General features: G+C 48.0%; 17 protein-coding genes. 4 read left to right on the top strand and 13 right to left on the bottom strand.

Annotated elements, in window-relative coordinates; translation table 11 throughout:
- The 4 genes from FC26_RS03990 to FC26_RS04005 all read right to left on the bottom strand — a co-directional run bounded on the left by FC26_RS03990 (position 1) and on the right by FC26_RS04005 (position 5,792).
- On the bottom strand, positions 1-1,428 hold the full coding sequence (locus FC26_RS03990) for a glycoside-pentoside-hexuronide (GPH):cation symporter (RefSeq protein ID WP_057778023.1): 1,428 nt from the start codon (positions 1,426-1,428) through the stop codon (positions 1-3).
- A gap of 16 nt (positions 1,429-1,444) precedes the next feature.
- On the bottom strand, positions 1,445-2,815 hold the full coding sequence (locus FC26_RS03995; RefSeq protein WP_057778025.1) for an aldehyde dehydrogenase family protein: 1,371 nt from the start codon (positions 2,813-2,815) through the stop codon (positions 1,445-1,447).
- A gap of 169 nt (positions 2,816-2,984) precedes the next feature.
- Positions 2,985-5,000, bottom strand: a complete 2,016-nt coding sequence (locus FC26_RS04000; protein ID WP_057778027.1) for an alpha-glucosidase — start codon at positions 4,998-5,000, stop codon at positions 2,985-2,987.
- Positions 5,001-5,219: 219 nt separating this feature from the next.
- Positions 5,220-5,792: a hypothetical protein gene (locus FC26_RS04005; protein WP_057778029.1), complete on the bottom strand. Its 573-nt coding sequence runs from the start codon at positions 5,790-5,792 to the stop codon at positions 5,220-5,222.
- Positions 5,793-6,086: 294 nt separating this feature from the next.
- Between FC26_RS04005 and FC26_RS04010 the strand changes: the two genes are divergently transcribed.
- Positions 6,087-6,533: a hypothetical protein gene (locus FC26_RS04010; protein ID WP_057778032.1), complete on the top strand. Its 447-nt coding sequence runs from the start codon at positions 6,087-6,089 to the stop codon at positions 6,531-6,533.
- Between the two features lie 89 nt (positions 6,534-6,622).
- Here FC26_RS04010 and trpA read toward each other — a convergent pair whose 3' ends face one another.
- From trpA to FC26_RS04045, 7 genes are all read right to left on the bottom strand, one after another.
- On the bottom strand, positions 6,623-7,390 hold the full coding sequence (gene trpA / locus FC26_RS04015; protein WP_057778033.1) for a tryptophan synthase subunit alpha: 768 nt from the start codon (positions 7,388-7,390) through the stop codon (positions 6,623-6,625).
- On the bottom strand, positions 7,383-8,597 hold the full coding sequence (gene trpB / locus FC26_RS04020; RefSeq protein ID WP_057778035.1) for a tryptophan synthase subunit beta: 1,215 nt from the start codon (positions 8,595-8,597) through the stop codon (positions 7,383-7,385). The genes trpA and trpB overlap by 8 nt, the downstream gene beginning before the upstream one ends.
- Complete coding sequence (locus FC26_RS04025) at positions 8,569-9,168, bottom strand: phosphoribosylanthranilate isomerase (RefSeq protein ID WP_057778037.1); 600 nt, start codon at positions 9,166-9,168, stop codon at positions 8,569-8,571. The genes trpB and FC26_RS04025 overlap by 29 nt, the downstream gene beginning before the upstream one ends.
- Positions 9,155-9,952, bottom strand: coding sequence for an indole-3-glycerol phosphate synthase TrpC (gene trpC / locus FC26_RS04030; RefSeq protein WP_057778039.1), 798 nt, complete (start codon positions 9,950-9,952; stop codon positions 9,155-9,157). Before trpC ends, FC26_RS04025 begins: the two co-directional genes overlap by 14 nt.
- Entirely contained in the window at positions 9,949-10,965 is a 1,017-nt protein-coding gene (gene trpD / locus FC26_RS04035) for an anthranilate phosphoribosyltransferase (protein ID WP_057778040.1), read from the bottom strand. The genes trpC and trpD overlap by 4 nt, the downstream gene beginning before the upstream one ends.
- Before the next feature lie 580 nt (positions 10,966-11,545).
- The gene (locus tag FC26_RS04040; protein ID WP_057778042.1) at positions 11,546-12,142 is read right to left on the bottom strand and encodes an anthranilate synthase component II; all 597 of its coding nucleotides are present in this window, start codon (positions 12,140-12,142) and stop codon (positions 11,546-11,548) included.
- Positions 12,143-12,146: 4 nt separating this feature from the next.
- Positions 12,147-13,586, bottom strand: a complete 1,440-nt coding sequence (locus FC26_RS04045; RefSeq protein WP_057778044.1) for an anthranilate synthase component I family protein — start codon at positions 13,584-13,586, stop codon at positions 12,147-12,149.
- Between the two features lie 549 nt (positions 13,587-14,135).
- On the opposite strand from FC26_RS04045, the gene FC26_RS04050 reads away from it, so the two are divergent.
- The 3 genes from FC26_RS04050 (at position 14,136) to FC26_RS04060 (ending at position 15,332) form a co-directional block, all read left to right on the top strand.
- Entirely contained in the window at positions 14,136-14,645 is a 510-nt protein-coding gene (locus FC26_RS04050) for a YbhB/YbcL family Raf kinase inhibitor-like protein (protein WP_057778046.1), read from the top strand.
- 18 nt (positions 14,646-14,663) lie between these two features.
- Entirely contained in the window at positions 14,664-14,891 is a 228-nt protein-coding gene (locus tag FC26_RS04055; RefSeq protein WP_057778048.1) for a hypothetical protein, read from the top strand.
- Between the two features lie 153 nt (positions 14,892-15,044).
- Complete coding sequence (locus FC26_RS04060; protein WP_057778050.1) at positions 15,045-15,332, top strand: hypothetical protein; 288 nt, start codon at positions 15,045-15,047, stop codon at positions 15,330-15,332.
- A gap of 127 nt (positions 15,333-15,459) precedes the next feature.
- Here FC26_RS04060 and FC26_RS04065 read toward each other — a convergent pair whose 3' ends face one another.
- Both FC26_RS04065 and FC26_RS04070 read right to left on the bottom strand, forming a co-directional pair.
- A complete protein-coding gene (locus FC26_RS04065) occupies positions 15,460-16,194 on the bottom strand; it encodes an amino acid ABC transporter ATP-binding protein (protein WP_057778052.1) in 735 nt (244 codons plus the stop codon).
- Positions 16,195-16,197: 3 nt separating this feature from the next.
- The gene (locus FC26_RS04070) at positions 16,198-16,893 is read right to left on the bottom strand and encodes an amino acid ABC transporter permease (protein WP_057778053.1); all 696 of its coding nucleotides are present in this window, start codon (positions 16,891-16,893) and stop codon (positions 16,198-16,200) included.
- Between the last annotated feature and the right edge of the window lie 94 nt (positions 16,894-16,987).

The raw sequence follows: 16,987 nt of genomic DNA on the forward strand, positions 1-16,987 counted from the left end.
CTAGTCCGAAACTACGTATTCAGGCGCTAATTGCTTGTTTTGCCGCCGAACCGTCAAGTCTGCAACAATCTTCTTGTACCGCTTTTCCGTCAATGGGTACAGCCAAAGCATGACCCCAATCGTGGCAACCGCGAGCACAGCTGAATAGATAAACATCAGGCCCCGAATGCCCATCAATGCGGTTGCGGTTTGCGTCGCGTTCGGAACATAGCCAACCCAGGCCAACACAATGCCGGGGATAAATCCAGCAATCGCCTGTGACAACTTACGGAAGTAGGTAAAGAAGGAATAAACTAGCCCTTCAGACCGAATTCCGCTTTGCCATTCGCCGTATTCGACACAGTCTGAGATGAGCGCCCAGTTCAGGGCGCTGGTAAAGCCATCCCCGAGGTAAGCAATACTCGTCAAGAAGACCAGCATGAAGGTACTATTAGCGAAGAAGAACCCGAGAATATCGGCAACGGCCCAGATTGCACACCCCAGAATGTAGACCATCTTTTTATCAAACTTTTTGGTCAGAAGTGGTGTCAGGGCGACGGAAACGAAGACCATCCCAATACTGAAGAAACCCAGCCATGATTCGGCCGTCGTATTCTTTAAAATGTATTGGCAGTAATAAACTTGCACGGCCAATTTCAGGTTAAAGGCTGAGAACGTAAAGATATTGACGAGGCTAACAACGAGTAACGGTTTGTTTTTCAATAGCGCCCGGTAAGACGCCTTAATTTCTTCCTTGCTGACCTTCTTTTTGACAGGGGTCGGATAATTTTCCTTGATGTTCGCGTATGAGAACCACTGGCATAGCACCCCGAAGATGGCAAAGACAACGACGGCCACCGTGTACCCAATATTTTTATTAGGCAATGCGGTCACAATCGGCATAAAGCCAATCGTTGCGAGCATCAAACCAAAGTTAGAGCCGGCCTGACGATATGACGCCAGTTCGGAACGTTCCTGACTATTACGCGTCATTGTTGGAATCATTGAGCCAAATGGCACGTTGGAAATACTGTAGCAGGTTCCGAATAGCATGTAGGCAATGTAGGCCCACAATAACTTACCGGTGACCGAGAAGTTGGGAGTCGTAAAGTTGGCAATCAACAACATGCCCAGTGGAATCGCGGCCCACAAAATGAATGGCCGGAATTTCCCCCGTTTACCAATATTGGTTCGGTTATCAATCCAAGTTCCGACTGAGATATCCGCAAAGGCATCCCAGATCTTCGCCACTAGAAACACCGTTCCGGCTGCCGCACTAGGCAACCCCACTTGATCGGTAAAATAATTTAGTAGGTAGAGTTGCCCCATATCGAAGAGAAAGTTGTTTCCAACATCCCCAACCGCATAGGCAATTTTATTTTTAAACGTTAACGTTCGTGGTGCAACATCATTCTTGGCGGTCGCGGCCGCCACTTCTCGATTCTCCATTGTAAGTCGCTCCTTTCTATCCCAGCGCAATCATTTTTTGATTGGCAAATTCATACAACGCTAAATCACTCATTTCCCGCCCATAACCAGAATTTTTAACACCGCCAAACGGTAATTCTGGGTAGCCGTTAGAGGGTTGATTTAAGAAAATCTGACCAGTTTCTAGCTGATCCGCCACGCGTTTCGCAGCCGTCACCGTTTTGGCATACACCGCACCCGCTAGACCAAACTGCGAGCGATTAGCTAAACTAATCGCTGCAGCTTCATTATCGACAACGTGAATTTGGCCCACCGGACCGAAAAATTCTTCATCGTACATCGGGTTGTCAGGGGTCAAATTAGTCAGTAAGACGGGCTTGAAAAAGTTGCCTGGCCGATCAAGAACCGCGCCACCTTCAACTAAGACCTGAGCCCCGTTTTCAACAGCGACGTCTACTTGGTGCTGCAAATTCAATTGCATGGCTTTCGACGCCATGGGGGCCAACGTGGTCGTTTCGTCTAATGGATCCCCCAGTTGCCGCTGTCTAAATTGGGCGATCATTCCGGTCGTAAAGGCCTCGGCCACATCGCGTTCTACGATAAATCGTTTCGCCGACGTGCAAACCTGACCGGCATTGCGCAACCGTGACGTCGCGCCATCTAGCACCGCTTGGTCAATATCGGCACCCTTTAAAACGATAAAGGCATCGTTGCCACCTAACTCCAACGTTGATTTTTTCATGGCCCGGCCGGCTTCGGCAGCGACAGCACTTCCAGCCTGCGCCGAACCGGTCAACGCCACTCCTTGAATTCGTGCATCAGCAATCATCGTTGCCACCTGCTCACTGTTAATGAAGAGGTTTTGGAAGGCCCCGTGATCGACGTTGGCCGCCCAAACTAACTGTTCGAACAAGTCCGCACATCCCGCGACAATTCGCGCATGCTTTAAAATCACCGGATTTCCGAGTAAAAAGTTGGGAGCAAAGACACGCATCACTTGTGTGTACGGAAAGTTCCATGGTTCCACCGCGAGTACCGTACCGGTCGCTTCGTATTGCAAAACTGCCTTTTTACCATCGAGGTAGGTATATTGCCGCGCCGTCAACGCTGTTAAGCCGTGATCGACGTAGTACTGCGCAATATTGGCCGCCGCTGTGGCTTCGCCAATGCCTTCCTGATATCGTTTCCCCATGTTAGTGGCTGCCACCGAGGCTAATTGCGCCACATGATCCCGAAAAATCTGAGCAATTTCGGCGAGTTGTGCGGCCCGTTGTTGAAAAGTGACTTGTCGCTGGGTGCGGTAATAGGTAGCACTGCGATTCAGTGCCGCTTCAATGAGTTGATTATCAGCTGGTTCAAAAGTTTGTTCTATTTTTCCCGTTGCGGGATTTATAATTTGATAGGCCATTTTTACTCGCCCTCCTTTATTCACCGATTCATTATTTGAATAATAAATCTTTCATAGTCTGTTTTACTAAATAGTTATGGTCTGTTTATGGATCACTAATGGAAAAGTAGTGATCATTTTGCTAACAAAATAAGAATTGTGTGACGAATTCGTGAAGCTGTCTAATAAGTTAAGCTTGTTTGAGTGTTTTAAATAAATCTGTATAGCTAGATTGTTTCCGGTAGAACACCGGAATCTGGCCGAGTGGCGCATCGACTTCGTGGTGTCCACCACGAAACGATTCGTCGGTCCACAAATTAACCCAGTCATCATCGGGCAGGTATACCGACCACTTCAGCTTCTCTGCTTGGTAGACGGGGGCAACTAGCAAATCACGGCCAAAGAGGTATTCGTATTGAATGCTGTAGGATTCCGGATCATCCTCGTAATGCATAAAGAGTGGCCGTTGTGCTGGCGTGCCATGCGCCACCACTTCTTTAATTACCGCTTGGCGGTACGGTGTGAGTCGCTGAAACACGTGGGTAAACTTCGCGAGGTGATCCAGTGCTTCGCCACTGTCGTACACTTGGAAGTTTTCGGCCGGCCGGTTGCCTTCATGACTACGCATGAACGGCGTAAAGGCCGCCATTTCGCCCCAACGCATAAAAAGTTCCTTCGTCCGAAGATTACCGTACATACTGGTATAGCCACCAATATCACTGTGTGTCAGGCCGTTGCCTGTCATCCCGGCTGATAACGCGGCCGGAATGGTGGAAGCAATTCCATCATCAAGACTCCAATTGACGCTTTGATCTCCGGCCCAGAGGAGGGGATTATAGCGCTGACTGCCCGTCGCACCGGCCCGCATAAAGGTGACAATTTCAGCTTCTTTGCCGGCTTCGTGAATCGCATCATAGTTGCATTTAGCCCAAAGCATCGGCCATTGATTATGCATCACCATCGGGTCAGAGCCGTCCGCAAGCACGACATCGGTTGGAAGATACTCGCCAAAATCGGCCATCCAGCCCGCAAACCCGGCATCAATTAGATTCGTTTTAATGACCGATTTAAACCATTTGAATGCGTACGGGTTCGTGAAATCAACGACGCCACAATTAAATTCGCCAAAGTCTACTTCGTAAACTTCACCCCGTTTGTTTTTCGCAAAGTAATCTGGATTCGTCTGGGCAAACATTGGGGAGTCGACCGCCACGTACGGGTTAATATAGCCTAAGAACCGTAGCCCTTCCTGGCGCCATTGCTTCACCTGCGCCGGTAATTCAGGATAGAGGTTGTCATCGAACTGCCAGTTCCAAAAGAGCCGCTTACCGAAGCTGGTCATGCGAATGCCTTCCCAGTCTTGCGCCCAAATACCCGCCAACGCAACGTGGTGGTCTTGAAACCGTCGTTTGAGCGTTTCAATTCGGGGCGTCCCGCCCTGCAAGCCAGCAACCAGCCCCTGATTCGTCCAGTCGGGTAATGGTGCTTGCCGTCCTAATAAGCTGGTTAATTGTTCAATAAGGCCGACATAGGTCTCCGCCGTTTCAAACGTCCATGACGTAGGCACTTGCCAGTGCTGTAATTCGTGAAAATCGGGGTGCCGAAAATCAAAATCGGCGTAGGCGTAAGAAGTTGTGTGACAGTAGTATTTATGGGTGGAAACAAAGGTCGGTTCAGGATAATTGGTCGTGTAATAATCTCCACCCGCATGGTCGGCGTCCGCCTTAAAAGTCGTGAGTGTGTGTTTATTCCGCCCGATACCCGGTTCGGAGGTCCACAACGGAAAGTGGCGGCCCCGCAAATTGAAATGGGACATCTGTTCTCCAGCACCGTAAACTTTTTCATCGGCCGTCGCCGCTAGTCGGAGCCAAATCCGATTCCAGTGCGCCGCCACTTGTTGCGGGATCATTACTAAACGGCCCTGATCATCGATCGTCAATTCCAGTGTCAAATAGTGAACATCTTGAAACCCGAATTCGAGCGCCAGCTTATCCGCGACTTGGTAGGCATTAATGATTGTGAGCGCCAATCGCGTGTCCACCTGATCATCAATGTCAAAGTTGCCCCGATACATGGTCACAGTTTCTTCACCATGCCCCAGAAAAACGATGGGCGATTCATCTGTTTGCTGCAACAGCAAGCGGTGATTAAAGGTGACGGTTTGGTTATCAACGATTAGCGTGCTATTTTGATGTGTTAATTTCATTTGAACTCCTCCAACTCACATGTCGTTTGTTACTCTGACAAGTACATTAACCGAGAAATTTAAGCTCCCAACGCTTAAAATATGATGAATTTGTAAACATCATGCGAAAAAAGACGCTTTTTTTTAGTGAAAATCAAAAAGCGTCTAATACTAAGAAAGTAATAGACGCTTTTATTCGATTTAATTGTTAATCGCGTAATCTGTTCACAAAATTGTCGCTTAAAGCTGAGCTGCTAAATCTTCAAAGACGCGCATCAACTGGTGATCATCATTTTCAATCACCAATCCGGCAAAAATATGATCATTAGCGAGTGATCGAACCAGCCGGTCGCTTTCGTGGGTGTCAGCAATGAGGTATTTAATCATAATTTCGACCTTGCAGCGGTCAATTCGAGCCGGTATCCCCATCATTCGGTAGGTACCATTGTACAGCGCAAATAATTTCCGCGTCCGATCAATGCTCGGGGCCCGATAAATTTGCTGTGTCCCCCGCTCATCAACGACCGAATAGTAATGCACCGCTGTCATCGACGTCAACGTCAAGTGCTGATTATGCATGATTTCATCGTTAATGAATCCCCGAATGATATTTTCAATCTGCACCAAAATTTGATAGCGTGCACACCCTGTACAATCGGGCGACTCGGCACCGATCGCATGCGCCGCGTATCGATGATGTGTCTGCATGTTCTCACTCATTAATTCGTTGATGGCGTCGCGATACTCGTTCAACGTTCGCAAGCGATTGCTTCTGCCATCAGCGCTATTTTGTTGTTGATTTATTTGCCCCATCAAACCAATCTACCACCTTAATTTAGCCCACTTAAGTCTATCCACATGTTCCCCATATTATATAAATAAATAATCACCGTTTTTGCTGCATGATGACGTTGCTTTAAAATTATCATATTCCTCAGCGAACGGCCAGCCCTTCGCATGAATTAACCACCAAAAATATTCCAAAATTTAAAATTTACTTATGATTTAAATAAGTTGCACGTTTATCTATCTTTTTTAACTTATGTTATGTATTATAATTATATACACAGACGATATTACTTAATTCACAGCACTGGAGAAGATGATATGACTTATCAAGATGTATTAACGCACCTACAGCTTTGGCAAGCCACAATCGATGCTGCCGAATTCGGCAGCGACGCGTATCACGACGCAAAAGAACGTTACGATCAAATTTTAGGGGTTCTCACCTGGCGCGAATGGAATTTTTTACGCGACCACGCTAAAAAAGACGTTACCCCCGAGGCAACAGCTAAAATTATCGCAGCCGTGGTTAACGACGAAGATCCCACCCCGATTCTTAACCTCGCCCTCAACCATCGACTATCATGGAATTTTTTACACTACCGTCGGAAACAGCAACTAACCCTGACGGACGTCACTCACATTATTCCTGATTTTTCTGAAGGCGACTTAAGAAAAATCGAAGCAGGTTCGATTGACCTTAAGTCAGCCGACTGGGCACAACTCTTTCAGGCCCTAACGGTCAGTGTTCACCTAAAATTTAGCTAACCCTGTATGGCGTATCAGTATCACTGACATTAAAAATCCGTTCTACACACCCCATTAGTGGTTGTATAGAACGGATTTTTGTGTAGTTTCTAGGCCTTGATTGCTTTCACGTACGCCACAATCTTATCGGTCGCATTTTCAGGATCCTCTTCAATCAATTTCACGATGCCAGAGCCGATAATCGCCCCGTCGGCAATCTGATTCATTTGTGTGACCTGCTGTTCAGTATGAATCCCAAACCCGACGGCAACGGGGGCGTCCGTGTACTTTTTAATCTCGGTCACCAACTGGTTCAAATCGGCAGACATTTGATTATCGTCCCGCACGCCGGTGATGCCCAGCGATGACACAAGGTAGATAAAGCCGGTGCTTCCCGCAACAATTTTGGCAATGCGATGGCCCGAAGTTGGCGCAACCAACGGAATGATGGCCACATTGTGCGCTTGGGCGGCACCTTCTAGTTCTCCACGTTCTTCAAACGACAGATCGGGAATCACCACCCCGCTTACCCCGCGGTTTTCGCATTCGGTAAAGAAGGCGTCGTACCCATAATCAAAGAGCTTGTTCAAGTAGGACAAGAAGACCAACGGGACATCCGTTTGCTGCCGAATTTCACTAACCATCGCAAAAATTTTGTCGGTATCGATTCCCGCATCAAACGCCCGTAAGCCCGCCTTTTGAATGACGGGACCATCAGCGATCGGATCGCTAAACGGAATTCCCAGTTCAATCACATCCGCCCCGGCGTTCGCCATCGCCACCACGTACTCGATACTTTTGTCGATATTAGGATCTCCGGCCACCGTAAACGCAACTAGTGTCTGCGGATCATTAAATGCTGCTTGTAAATTAGTCATGAATATCTACCCCCTTATAACGCGCAATTGCAGCGACGTCTTTATCACCACGTCCCGATAAGTTGCAGACGATAATTTGATCTGGTCGCATCGTTGGCGCTAATTTTTTCACGTAGGCAACGGCGTGTGAGCTTTCGATGGCCGCCACAATCCCTTCTTCTTTGGCAATAAAGTCAAAGGCGTCGACCGCTTCATCATCGGTAATTCCGACGTATTCCGCGCGCTTAATGTCTTGTAAGTAAGCATGTTCGGGGCCAATGCCAGGATAATCTAACCCCGCGGAAATTGAATAAACTTCCGTGATATCACCATCATCGTCCTGACAAAAGACGGACTTCATGCCGTGGAAAATCCCAGGGCGACCCTTTTCCAAGGTCGCTGCGTGTTGTTCCGTGTTTAGTCCTTTACCGGCTGCCTCGCACCCAATTAACCGCACTTCAGGGTCGTCGATAAAGTTGTAGAAGGCGCCCATTGCATTACTTCCCCCACCAACGCAGGCAACCACTGCATCGGGTAGCTTACCGGCTTCCTTAATGATTTGTTCCTTAATTTCCTTACTGATAACCGCTTGAAAATCGCGCACCATCGTTGGGAAGGGATGGGGCCCCATCGTCGAGCCAATCAGATAGTGGGTATCGTCAACCCGTCGTGTCCATTCCTGCAGTGCCGCATTGACGGCATCCTTTAACGTCCCAGTTCCGGAACTAATGGGATGAACCTTAGCACCCAGCATTTCCATCCGGTAAACGTTCAACGCTTGCCGCTCCGTATCCAGCTTCCCCATGTAAATTTCACATTCCATCCCCAACAGTGCGGCGACGGTGGCCGTGGCCACCCCGTGTTGACCCGCACCGGTTTCGGCGATCAGACGGGTTTTGCCCATCTTCTTCGCCAGTAGGGCCTGCCCGAGGGCGTTGTTAATTTTATGCGATCCGGTATGATTTAGATCTTCACGCTTAAAGTAAATTTGTGCGCCCCCCAGATCCTTGCTCATCCGCTTAGCGTGGTATAACAGCGATGGCCGTCCCGCGTAATTAACGAGTAAATCGTGTAACTCAGCCTTAAATTCAGGATCGTTTTTATAGTGGTCGTACGCTTCAGTCAGTCGTTCAATTTCGCTCATTAAGGTTTCGGGAATGTACTGCCCACCAAAATCCCCAAAACGACCTGTTTCTTCATTAGTAGTTGTTGTTTTCGTTTCCTGCATGATGTGCCCTCCGTGTAAATTCAATTATTTTAGTTGGATCTTTAATACCGTTCGTTTCAACTCCCGAGCTTACATCGACAAAGTCGGGATGTACCCGCTCAATGGCGGTCTCAACGTTAGCGGGGGTTAACCCGCCGGCGAGAAACGTCGGTTGGTGCATTTGGGTGATGTCTTGCCAGGCAATCCGTTGCCCACTTCCCGGATGAACGCCGTCAAACATCACGTAATCGGGGGTCGTCGTCAGGGTGTCCCCTGGGTGAAGTACCTGAGTAACACGTAACCCCAGTTGATGAATGCGATCCGTAACGGCCTGATCTTGCGGTCCGTGAAGCTGCACAATTTGAATGGCTGCTGCCTGCGCTAACCGTGATATCAAAGCCAGATCTGGTGTAACGAAAACGCCGACCGCGGCAATCGATGGCTCGAGCACTTGACGCAGTTGCTGCGCTTGATCAAAGTTCACTTGGCGCTTGCTTGGTGCAAACACGAAGCCCGCCAGATCAGCTTGAATTTGGTTCACTGTTTGGACCGCTTCAACCGTGCTCAGTCCGCAAATTTTAACCTTGGTCACCCGTTTTCATCCCCTTCAATTCATGAATCAGTTGTGTTTTATTTGTTGCCCGCATGAGTGTTTCGCCGATCAGCGACACGTGAATGTTGTGTTGTTGAAGCTCATCAGCATCACGCGCCTGCTTCACCCCACTTTCAGCAACAAACACGCGATCGTTAGGCACCAGTTGTCGGAGTCGTTCACTATTACTAAAGTCCACCGTGAAGGTCTTCAAGTTCCGGTTATTAACCCCAATAATCCGCGCACCGGCAGCCAATGCCCGTTTAATTTCGGTTTCATCATGGGCTTCAACCAGCGCCGACAACCCGAGCTCATCGGCCAGTGCCAGATAATTTCGTAATTGGTCATCGGTCAGGATGCTGACAATCAGGAGAACGGCGGCCGCACCGGCCACCTTAGCCTCGTAAATCATGTAGGGATCCACCGTGAAATCCTTGCGCAGAACCGGCGTTGTCACCGCTGTAGCAATTTCTTTGAGGTAGGTTAACGATCCCTGAAAGTAATCTGGTTCGGTCAGTACCGAAATGGCATCTGCGCCAGCCCGATCGTATTCTTGCGCAATCGTGAGGTAGGGAAACTGTGGGGCAATCAATCCTTTGGAAGGTGAGGCCTTCTTGACCTCGGCAATAATGTGAAAGCCTGGCTGTTTCAAGCGGTTTTCAAAGGGCCGTTGCTCACTAACCGGCAAGGCGCGTGCTTCGCGTTCCAGTACCGTCAGTGGTAAGGTCGCTTTGCTCGCCGCCACCCGTTTTTTTGTGGCAGCAACTAAATCGTCCAGAATCATGCGACCGCTCCTTTGGTAAACGTAATAATCTCGTTTAGTTTATTTAATGCGGCGCCGCTATCGATCATTGCGGCGGCCTTTTCAATGCCCTGAGCGAACGTCAATTCAGGGTTGGCAACGTGAAGCGCAACCCCCGCATTCAGGAGGACAACATCACGTTTAGGTCCCTTAGCTCCCGCTAAAATATCGCGGGTAATCTGCGCGTTCTCATCTGGCGTCCCTCCCACTAAATCAGCTTTCTCACAGTACTCGAACCCATAATCATGAGGATCAATGGTTAATTTAGTGAGTTGGCCGTGTCGAACCTCAATTGCGTTCGTCGGTGCCGTCAGGGTAATTTCATCCAATCCGTCCTGACCGTTAACGGCTAATGCATCCGTAACCCCCAGCTGAACCAGCACGTTGGCTAGTGGTTCCAGTAAGGCTTCATCGTAAACCCCGAGCAACTGACGCGATGCATGGGCGGGATTGGTGAGCGGCCCTAAAATGTTAAAGACGGTTCGAATGCCGAGCGTTTTGCGGGTTGGCATTACAAAACGCATTGCTTGGTGATACTCCTGTGCAAACATGAAGCTAAACCCAACTTGTTGCAACAGTTGTTCACTTTGGTCTGGCGCTAGGTTGATATTAATTCCTAACGATTCCAAGACATCGGCCGCGCCGCTCTTCGATGACGCAGCTCGGTTACCATGCTTGGCAACCGGAACACCGGCTGCCGCAACCACAATCGCTGACGTTGAGGAGATGTTGAAGGTGTTGGCGTGGTCACCACCAGTGCCGACAATTTCAAGCACTTCTTCACCGGCGTTGAATGGTAAGGCATGATCACGCATTGCTTTAGCACTTCCGGCAATTTCAGCGACGGTTTCTTTTTTCATGCTCAGGGCGGTTAAGTAAGACGAAATTTGAATGTCATTCGTTTTGCCGTTCATGATTTCATCCATCACGCTTTCGGCTTCGTTAAAGGTTAGGTTTTCGTTGTTGGCGACTTTTTTAATTGCTGTTTCGATCATGGTTAATTTCCCCGTTTCTAGTTTGAGTTGGCTGAGTGACAATTAATTAAACGGGAAAACACCATCGTTTGGCTGGTTTTTTGATAAGCATCGCGTTTGCCTCCTTAAATTCAATCAACAAAAAAATCCGTCCACATAACAAAATTAGATTTGTTATAAGGACGGATTTTATTTCCGCGGTGCCACCTTATTTTAGAGGGTTAGCGTAACCTGTCATCCGGCATCCAAATCCATTCGCCATTTGATAAAAATGAACGATGAACTCAGCAGCACTTGAAAACTTAACGTTATGACCCTCTACTCTCCATTACGAAATGCAAACACATTTCTGGCAACTGACGTATGCCGCGACGTTTTTCCGTACTCGACAGCGTACTGCCTTTCGGGAAAACCCTCGGTGGTCCATTTAATAGTCTGCGTTCGATTGAACTCTCAGCAACGTCAACTCTCTGTGCGGGCACGGCTATCTTGATCTCCACCTCATTGGTTTTTTGTGGACGAATATTAAGTTGCTATAAACATTAAAACATTATGAGAACTTTGTCAACATTTTCTTTTCATTTTTTTACTTTTCTCATTCTTAGTTCGTTGCGCCGCTTGCAATGGACGCCTGTAAAAAATTTTGAATCATTTGATCCCCGATGCCCGGTTCGGTCATTACCGATTCAGGATGAAATTGCATCCCGTAAATCTGCATGGATGGAATCGTGAGCGCCATGATGTCACCATCAGCTGAGTAAGCCGGCACGTTGAAAATTCCCGGCAGTGAATCGCCGTCACAAACTAGTGAGTGATAGCGTGCCACCATGGCCTCGGTTGGGCAGTTGCGGAACAGGGGATCGGTCGTATCCAGGGTGACTTGGCCGGACTTACCATGCATCAACGTCTTCGCCAATTTCAACTGACCGCCCAACGCCTCGCAAATAACTTCCAACCCCATACAGACACCCAACATGGGAATCCGGTTGGCAAAATAGCGTGCGGCGGCCAAACTAATGCCCGAATCTTCCGGACGACCAGGTCCGGGAGATAGGATCAAATGGCTCGGATGCATTGCCTTAAGGTCGTCAAGCGTAATCTCATCGTTTTTGACCACGATAATTTCAGGATCAAACGCCCCGATTTGCTGGTATAGGTTATACGTAAAACTATCATAGTTATCAATCAAAACCTTCATGCCGTTACCCCTCCTCTGCTTTGACAATCGCCAAATTCACTGCCCGTGCCTTGTTAAAACACTCCTGAAATTCGTGCTTGTCGTTACTATCCGCAACGATTCCGGCTCCCGAATGAATCGTCGCCTGGTCTTTTTGCGTGTACACGAGCCGAATACCAATGGCCATGTCCACATCACCATTGAAGTCAAAGTAGCCGAAACAGCCCCCGTAAAGCCCCCGGGTAATGCGCTCGTGTTGGTAAATCAGCTCGATGGCGTGGACTTTCGGTGCCCCAGACAGGGTGCCAGCCGGAAAGACTGCGTCTAATAAATCGATGGCCGTGAGCTGCTCGATGGCTTCTGATTCAACCGTGGAACCTAAATGCATGACCTGTGAAAATCGTAAAATATGGGCGTGACTCGTCACCTTAACCGTCCCAATTTTACTGACCTGTCCGAGATCATTGCGGCCCAGATCGACCAGCATATTATGCTCCGACAATTCCTTGGTACTAGTCGTTAGCTCCTTTTCGAAGGCCACGTCTTCCTTATCCGTCTTCCCCCGGCGACGGGTGCCGGCCAGTGGGTAGGTTAATAGCTTGTCATCTTCGCGGCGCACCAACGTTTCCGGTGAGGCGACTGCCGCCTGATAGTCTCCCTGATGAAAGTAAAACTCGTAGGGGGATGGATTATCGCGGGCTAGTCGCTGGGCAACACGGATCAAATTACCCGTTAACCGCGCATGTTGTGGATTCGAGTAGATGAGTTGGAAGACCTCCCCCTGCTCGATTTCCCGACGAATTTCTTCTACCCCCTGACTGTACTGCGAGAGCGTAAACCGTGGCTGAAAATCAGTCAGTAAGTTAAAATTTTGTAAGTCGTGGTGGGGAATTTGAGTCAACATGTTCTTGAGAACCGTGAGTTGTTTTTCGGCCTGTTCATAATTGGCAGTTAAATCATCAGTGCCGATCACCTTGATTAGTTCACAGATTTGCCGCTCGTGATCGTAGGCAATAACGGTATCCGCCAGTAAGAGCCGGGCTAGTGGCTGGTGATCTGGAAGCCGTCTCAATTTCTGCAACTTAGTCACCGCCGTCTTGATATATTCATAGGCGAAATAGCCAATCAACCCGCCACTAAACGGTGGCATCCCCTTGATCTTCGGGGTCCGATGCGTCTCCAACAGTTGCTTAATGTAATGATGTGCATCCTGTTCTTGGCGTTTGCCATTGACCAGTACCTGGTCTTCTTCCACAATAATTTCCTGACTTGGATTAATGACCAAGTAGGTGTATTTTTGTTGATCATGATTATTGATCGTCAATTGGGTGCAGGTATCGTAGTATTGATCCAGATAATCTGTAATTTGATAGACGTCAAAATCTGGAATTTCGGCCTCGATCTTGACGGGGACGTATTGAAAGTCATTTTGGTAGTTTTGGAGCGTTGCTTGAGATGGTTGCATCGGTATTACCCCTTTTCATCAATTTTTGGGAATCAAAAAATCCGTCCACATAACAAATTTAATTTGCTATAAGGACGGATTCTTCCGCGGTGCCACCTTATTTTAGAAGACGGGTCTCCCAGACCATTCAGTTAGCCCCCGTTTGACTTACTGGGGTACTTTTTGATGTGGGACGACACAAAATCTTCTACTCTCCATTTCGAAATGCAAACACATTCCTGACAACTGACGCGTGTCTGACGTAACAGAATACTCGATCGTGCATGACGCACGCCTTTCACTGCTCCCTCGGTGGTCCATTTAGTAGTCTGCGTTCGATTGAACTCTCAGCATCGTCAACTCTCTGTACGGGCACGGCTACCTTGATCTCCACCTCATTGGTTTTATGTGGACGAATATTAAATTAACAGTAGAATATCTCGTGACCATTTAAAAGTCAAGCACTAAATGGTCGATTACTGGCCGATCGTCCCCCAAAACGGTTATAATAAAGTTAATCGCAAGCGTTTTATCAACGCCTCAATTTAATTTGGCTAAGGAGGTTATGCCATGCAAATTCAAGTTCCAACTACTAACGGGCAACTGGCCGATCGGTATGGTAAGTATGCTGATCACGTTGATCAAACCGATGGGCATCCTGTTGTTTCGTTTCCCTTTTCCATTCGTGACGTCCCAACCTCAACTCGGTCACTCGCATTGACCTTGATCGATCATGATTCGATTCCAGTTTGTGGGTTCACGTGGATTCACTGGACCGCCGCCAATATTGATCCCCACATCACCACATTTCCGGCAGACGCCAGTCGCCAGCATTCATTTGAGATGATTCAGGGAAATAACAGTAACGCGGGGAGTCTCGTGGGTAGCACTAATCCCGCCGTTACCCGCCATTACACGGGGCCGACACCACCAGATCAAGATCACACATACACGCTAACCGTCTACGCACTAAATACCAAGTTGGACTTAGCCGACGGCTACTGGCTCAACGCCTTTTATCATGCCAGTGCCGGTCACATCATTGAACAAACCAGTATCGATATTGTAAGTCGTGCATAACTAAAGGAGCTGATTATCATGGCAGATCGTATTTTCTTTAATCCCGGTGATTCCATCGCCAATATTCATGATTACAACGAGGCCGTTCGTAAGGGTCAAATCTATAAACGGGAAAAATCGGCCGATGAACTCGTCGTTGCGAAGGGGCCCGATGACGAAGAATACGCTATTTTCTACGCCAACGATGCCCTTCCCCAGGATCATGAAAAGCATCCGAAAGAATACAAAATTTCCAAACGATTGTAAATTTGATGAGGCTGGGCCAAATGAGCTCGGCTTTTTATTTTTTAACACGCCGAACCGCTCAGTGACTGGTGCTAGCGTAAGTGGTTTATTTTGCGCTTCTCCCGAGAAGACGGTACAATGTGGCTACTTACAATTAGAAAGTAGTTGACCACTATGTCTCAAGCACCATTTGCACCACACACCGTGACGCAGTTTTACGATAACATCGAAACCTACGTCTACTTTAGCAATCAGCCCAAGGCACAAGTGCCCATTTTGGCAATGTTAATCACCACCGCCATCGCAATGATAGATGCCGATGCGGACCACTACGCCAAGCTGATGACTAACCTAGACCAAAAGTACAGTGCTCAAAACAATCCCCAACGACAGCAACAATATGGGGCCCTTCAGATCATTTTAGGCGCCGTTCAAAACGGCCTCCGCCAACTGAATAACTAGCAAAAAATAGGATCGATCTGTGCCTCCAAGGCGCAAGATCGGTCCTATTTTATTGTGTTCACACGATCAGTTATTTTGAAATTGCTTCTTACGATTGATATCCTAATGGACCACGAAACGGCGCCCGTTAAAATTCCATGCCGGTCAAAAATTCGTGAATTCTTTGTGTTGGATGGTTGAAAAATTCATCCACCGTACCTTCAAATTCAATTTTACCGTCCTCTAAAAAGACGATTTTATCCGCCACCCGTCGAGCAAACTCAATGTTATGGGTGACAACGATCATCGACTGTTGCTGCTGGGCGAGCTTTAGCAGGACCCGCAAGACTTGCGCCTCTAATTCTGGATCCAGTGCACTCGTTGGTTCGTCAAACAAAATATATTCCGGATCCATCGCCAATGCCCGGCAAATTGAAATCCGTTGTTGCTGACCACCCGATAACTGACTAGGATAACGGTCTTTGGTGTCCGCAAGTCCCACTTCTTCAAGTAATTCCAACGCCTTTTGCTCGGCCTGCGCTTTACTCTGATTTAAAACGTGAATCGGGCCTTCGGTAATGTTTTGCATGATCGTCAGATGGGGGAAGAGGTTCCAGCTTTGGAACACCATCCCCGTCATCCGCCGCACCTTCAGCACCAGCTTGGTCGGAATTTCTTGACTAAAATCAACCTGCTCGGCACCGATTTGATAATGACCACTTTGCGGCCGTTCGAGGAGGTTCAATGATCGCAGGAGCGTTGACTTTCCCGCCCCCGAAGGCCCTAAAATAACCGTTGTTTGATTGGCTTCAAACGTGAGATTAATGTCATTTAAGGCGTGATGATCCCGATATTGTTTATCCACATGTTCTAGCTTAATCATTGTTTATTCCCCCGTAACCTGAACGTACCGTGACATTCGCTTTTCTAGATAGTGTTGCAAAATGGTCAATACGGTACAGAATACGGCGTACACGGCGGCCACGATGGAATACATCAGTAACGGCTCGTAATTTTTGGCCGTAATCTGCTGGCTCACCATGAACATTTCCAAGATCGTAATTGAACTGGCCAGTGAAGTATCCTTAACCAAGCCAATGAACGAATTCGACAGCGGTGGGAGTGCAACCCGCAACGCTTGCGGAAAGATGATCCGGAACAAAACTTGGCGGTGCGTCATCCCGATCGAATAGGCCGCTTCCCACTGACTATCCGGAATCGATGAAATCGCACCCCGAATGGTTTCCGAGCAGTACGCCCCCGTATTCAGCGAGAAGGTAATGATCCCCGCCGTAAACGCATTAAACTGAATGCCGGCATTGGGTAACCCGAAGAAAATAATGAACAACTGGACCAAAAGTGGTGTGGATCGAAACAACCACACGTAAAAATTCAAAAACCACTTTAAAAGTCGCCAGAAAAACAGCACAACCGGATTACCCTTCGGCGTGGTGATTCTGACAATCGCCGTGAAGACGGCAATAATAAATCCAATAATAAACGAAATAACGGCCAGCGGAATGGTGTACTTAATCCCGGCCCAAACAATTTCGGGAGTCGAACTAACAATGATATCCCACATATTGGTTTCCCTTCTATATTTCAATAATAACAATGAAACGCACAAGCCTGCCCAAGCTATAACCATCAAGTCACGATCATAGTCTGGACAGGCT

This window comes from Paucilactobacillus vaccinostercus DSM 20634 (assembly GCF_001436295.1).
GTDB lineage: Bacteria > Bacillota > Bacilli > Lactobacillales > Lactobacillaceae > Paucilactobacillus > Paucilactobacillus vaccinostercus.

Coding starts and splice junctions, on each gene's coding strand:
- trpC (WP_057778039.1), bottom strand. CDS start 9,952: ATGATTCTGGACGATTTAGTTGCTGCCACAAAAAAACGGGTGGCGGCG.
- FC26_RS04050 (WP_057778046.1), top strand. CDS start 14,136: ATGCAAATTCAAGTTCCAACTACTAACGGGCAACTGGCCGATCGGTAT.
- FC26_RS04005 (WP_057778029.1), bottom strand. CDS start 5,792: ATGGGGCAAATAAATCAACAACAAAATAGCGCTGATGGCAGAAGCAAT.
- FC26_RS04045 (WP_057778044.1), bottom strand. CDS start 13,586: ATGCAACCATCTCAAGCAACGCTCCAAAACTACCAAAATGACTTTCAA.
- FC26_RS04070 (WP_057778053.1), bottom strand. CDS start 16,893: ATGTGGGATATCATTGTTAGTTCGACTCCCGAAATTGTTTGGGCCGGG.
- FC26_RS04040 (WP_057778042.1), bottom strand. CDS start 12,142: ATGAAGGTTTTGATTGATAACTATGATAGTTTTACGTATAACCTATAC.
- trpD (WP_057778040.1), bottom strand. CDS start 10,965: ATGATCGAAACAGCAATTAAAAAAGTCGCCAACAACGAAAACCTAACC.
- trpB (WP_057778035.1), bottom strand. CDS start 8,597: ATGCAGGAAACGAAAACAACAACTACTAATGAAGAAACAGGTCGTTTT.
- FC26_RS03995 (WP_057778025.1), bottom strand. CDS start 2,815: ATGGCCTATCAAATTATAAATCCCGCAACGGGAAAAATAGAACAAACT.
- trpA (WP_057778033.1), bottom strand. CDS start 7,390: ATGACTAATTTACAAGCAGCATTTAATGATCCGCAGACACTAGTTGCG.
- FC26_RS03990 (WP_057778023.1), bottom strand. CDS start 1,428: ATGGAGAATCGAGAAGTGGCGGCCGCGACCGCCAAGAATGATGTTGCA.
- FC26_RS04010 (WP_057778032.1), top strand. CDS start 6,087: ATGACTTATCAAGATGTATTAACGCACCTACAGCTTTGGCAAGCCACA.
- FC26_RS04055 (WP_057778048.1), top strand. CDS start 14,664: ATGGCAGATCGTATTTTCTTTAATCCCGGTGATTCCATCGCCAATATT.
- FC26_RS04065 (WP_057778052.1), bottom strand. CDS start 16,194: ATGATTAAGCTAGAACATGTGGATAAACAATATCGGGATCATCACGCC.
- FC26_RS04000 (WP_057778027.1), bottom strand. CDS start 5,000: ATGAAATTAACACATCAAAATAGCACGCTAATCGTTGATAACCAAACC.
- FC26_RS04060 (WP_057778050.1), top strand. CDS start 15,045: ATGTCTCAAGCACCATTTGCACCACACACCGTGACGCAGTTTTACGAT.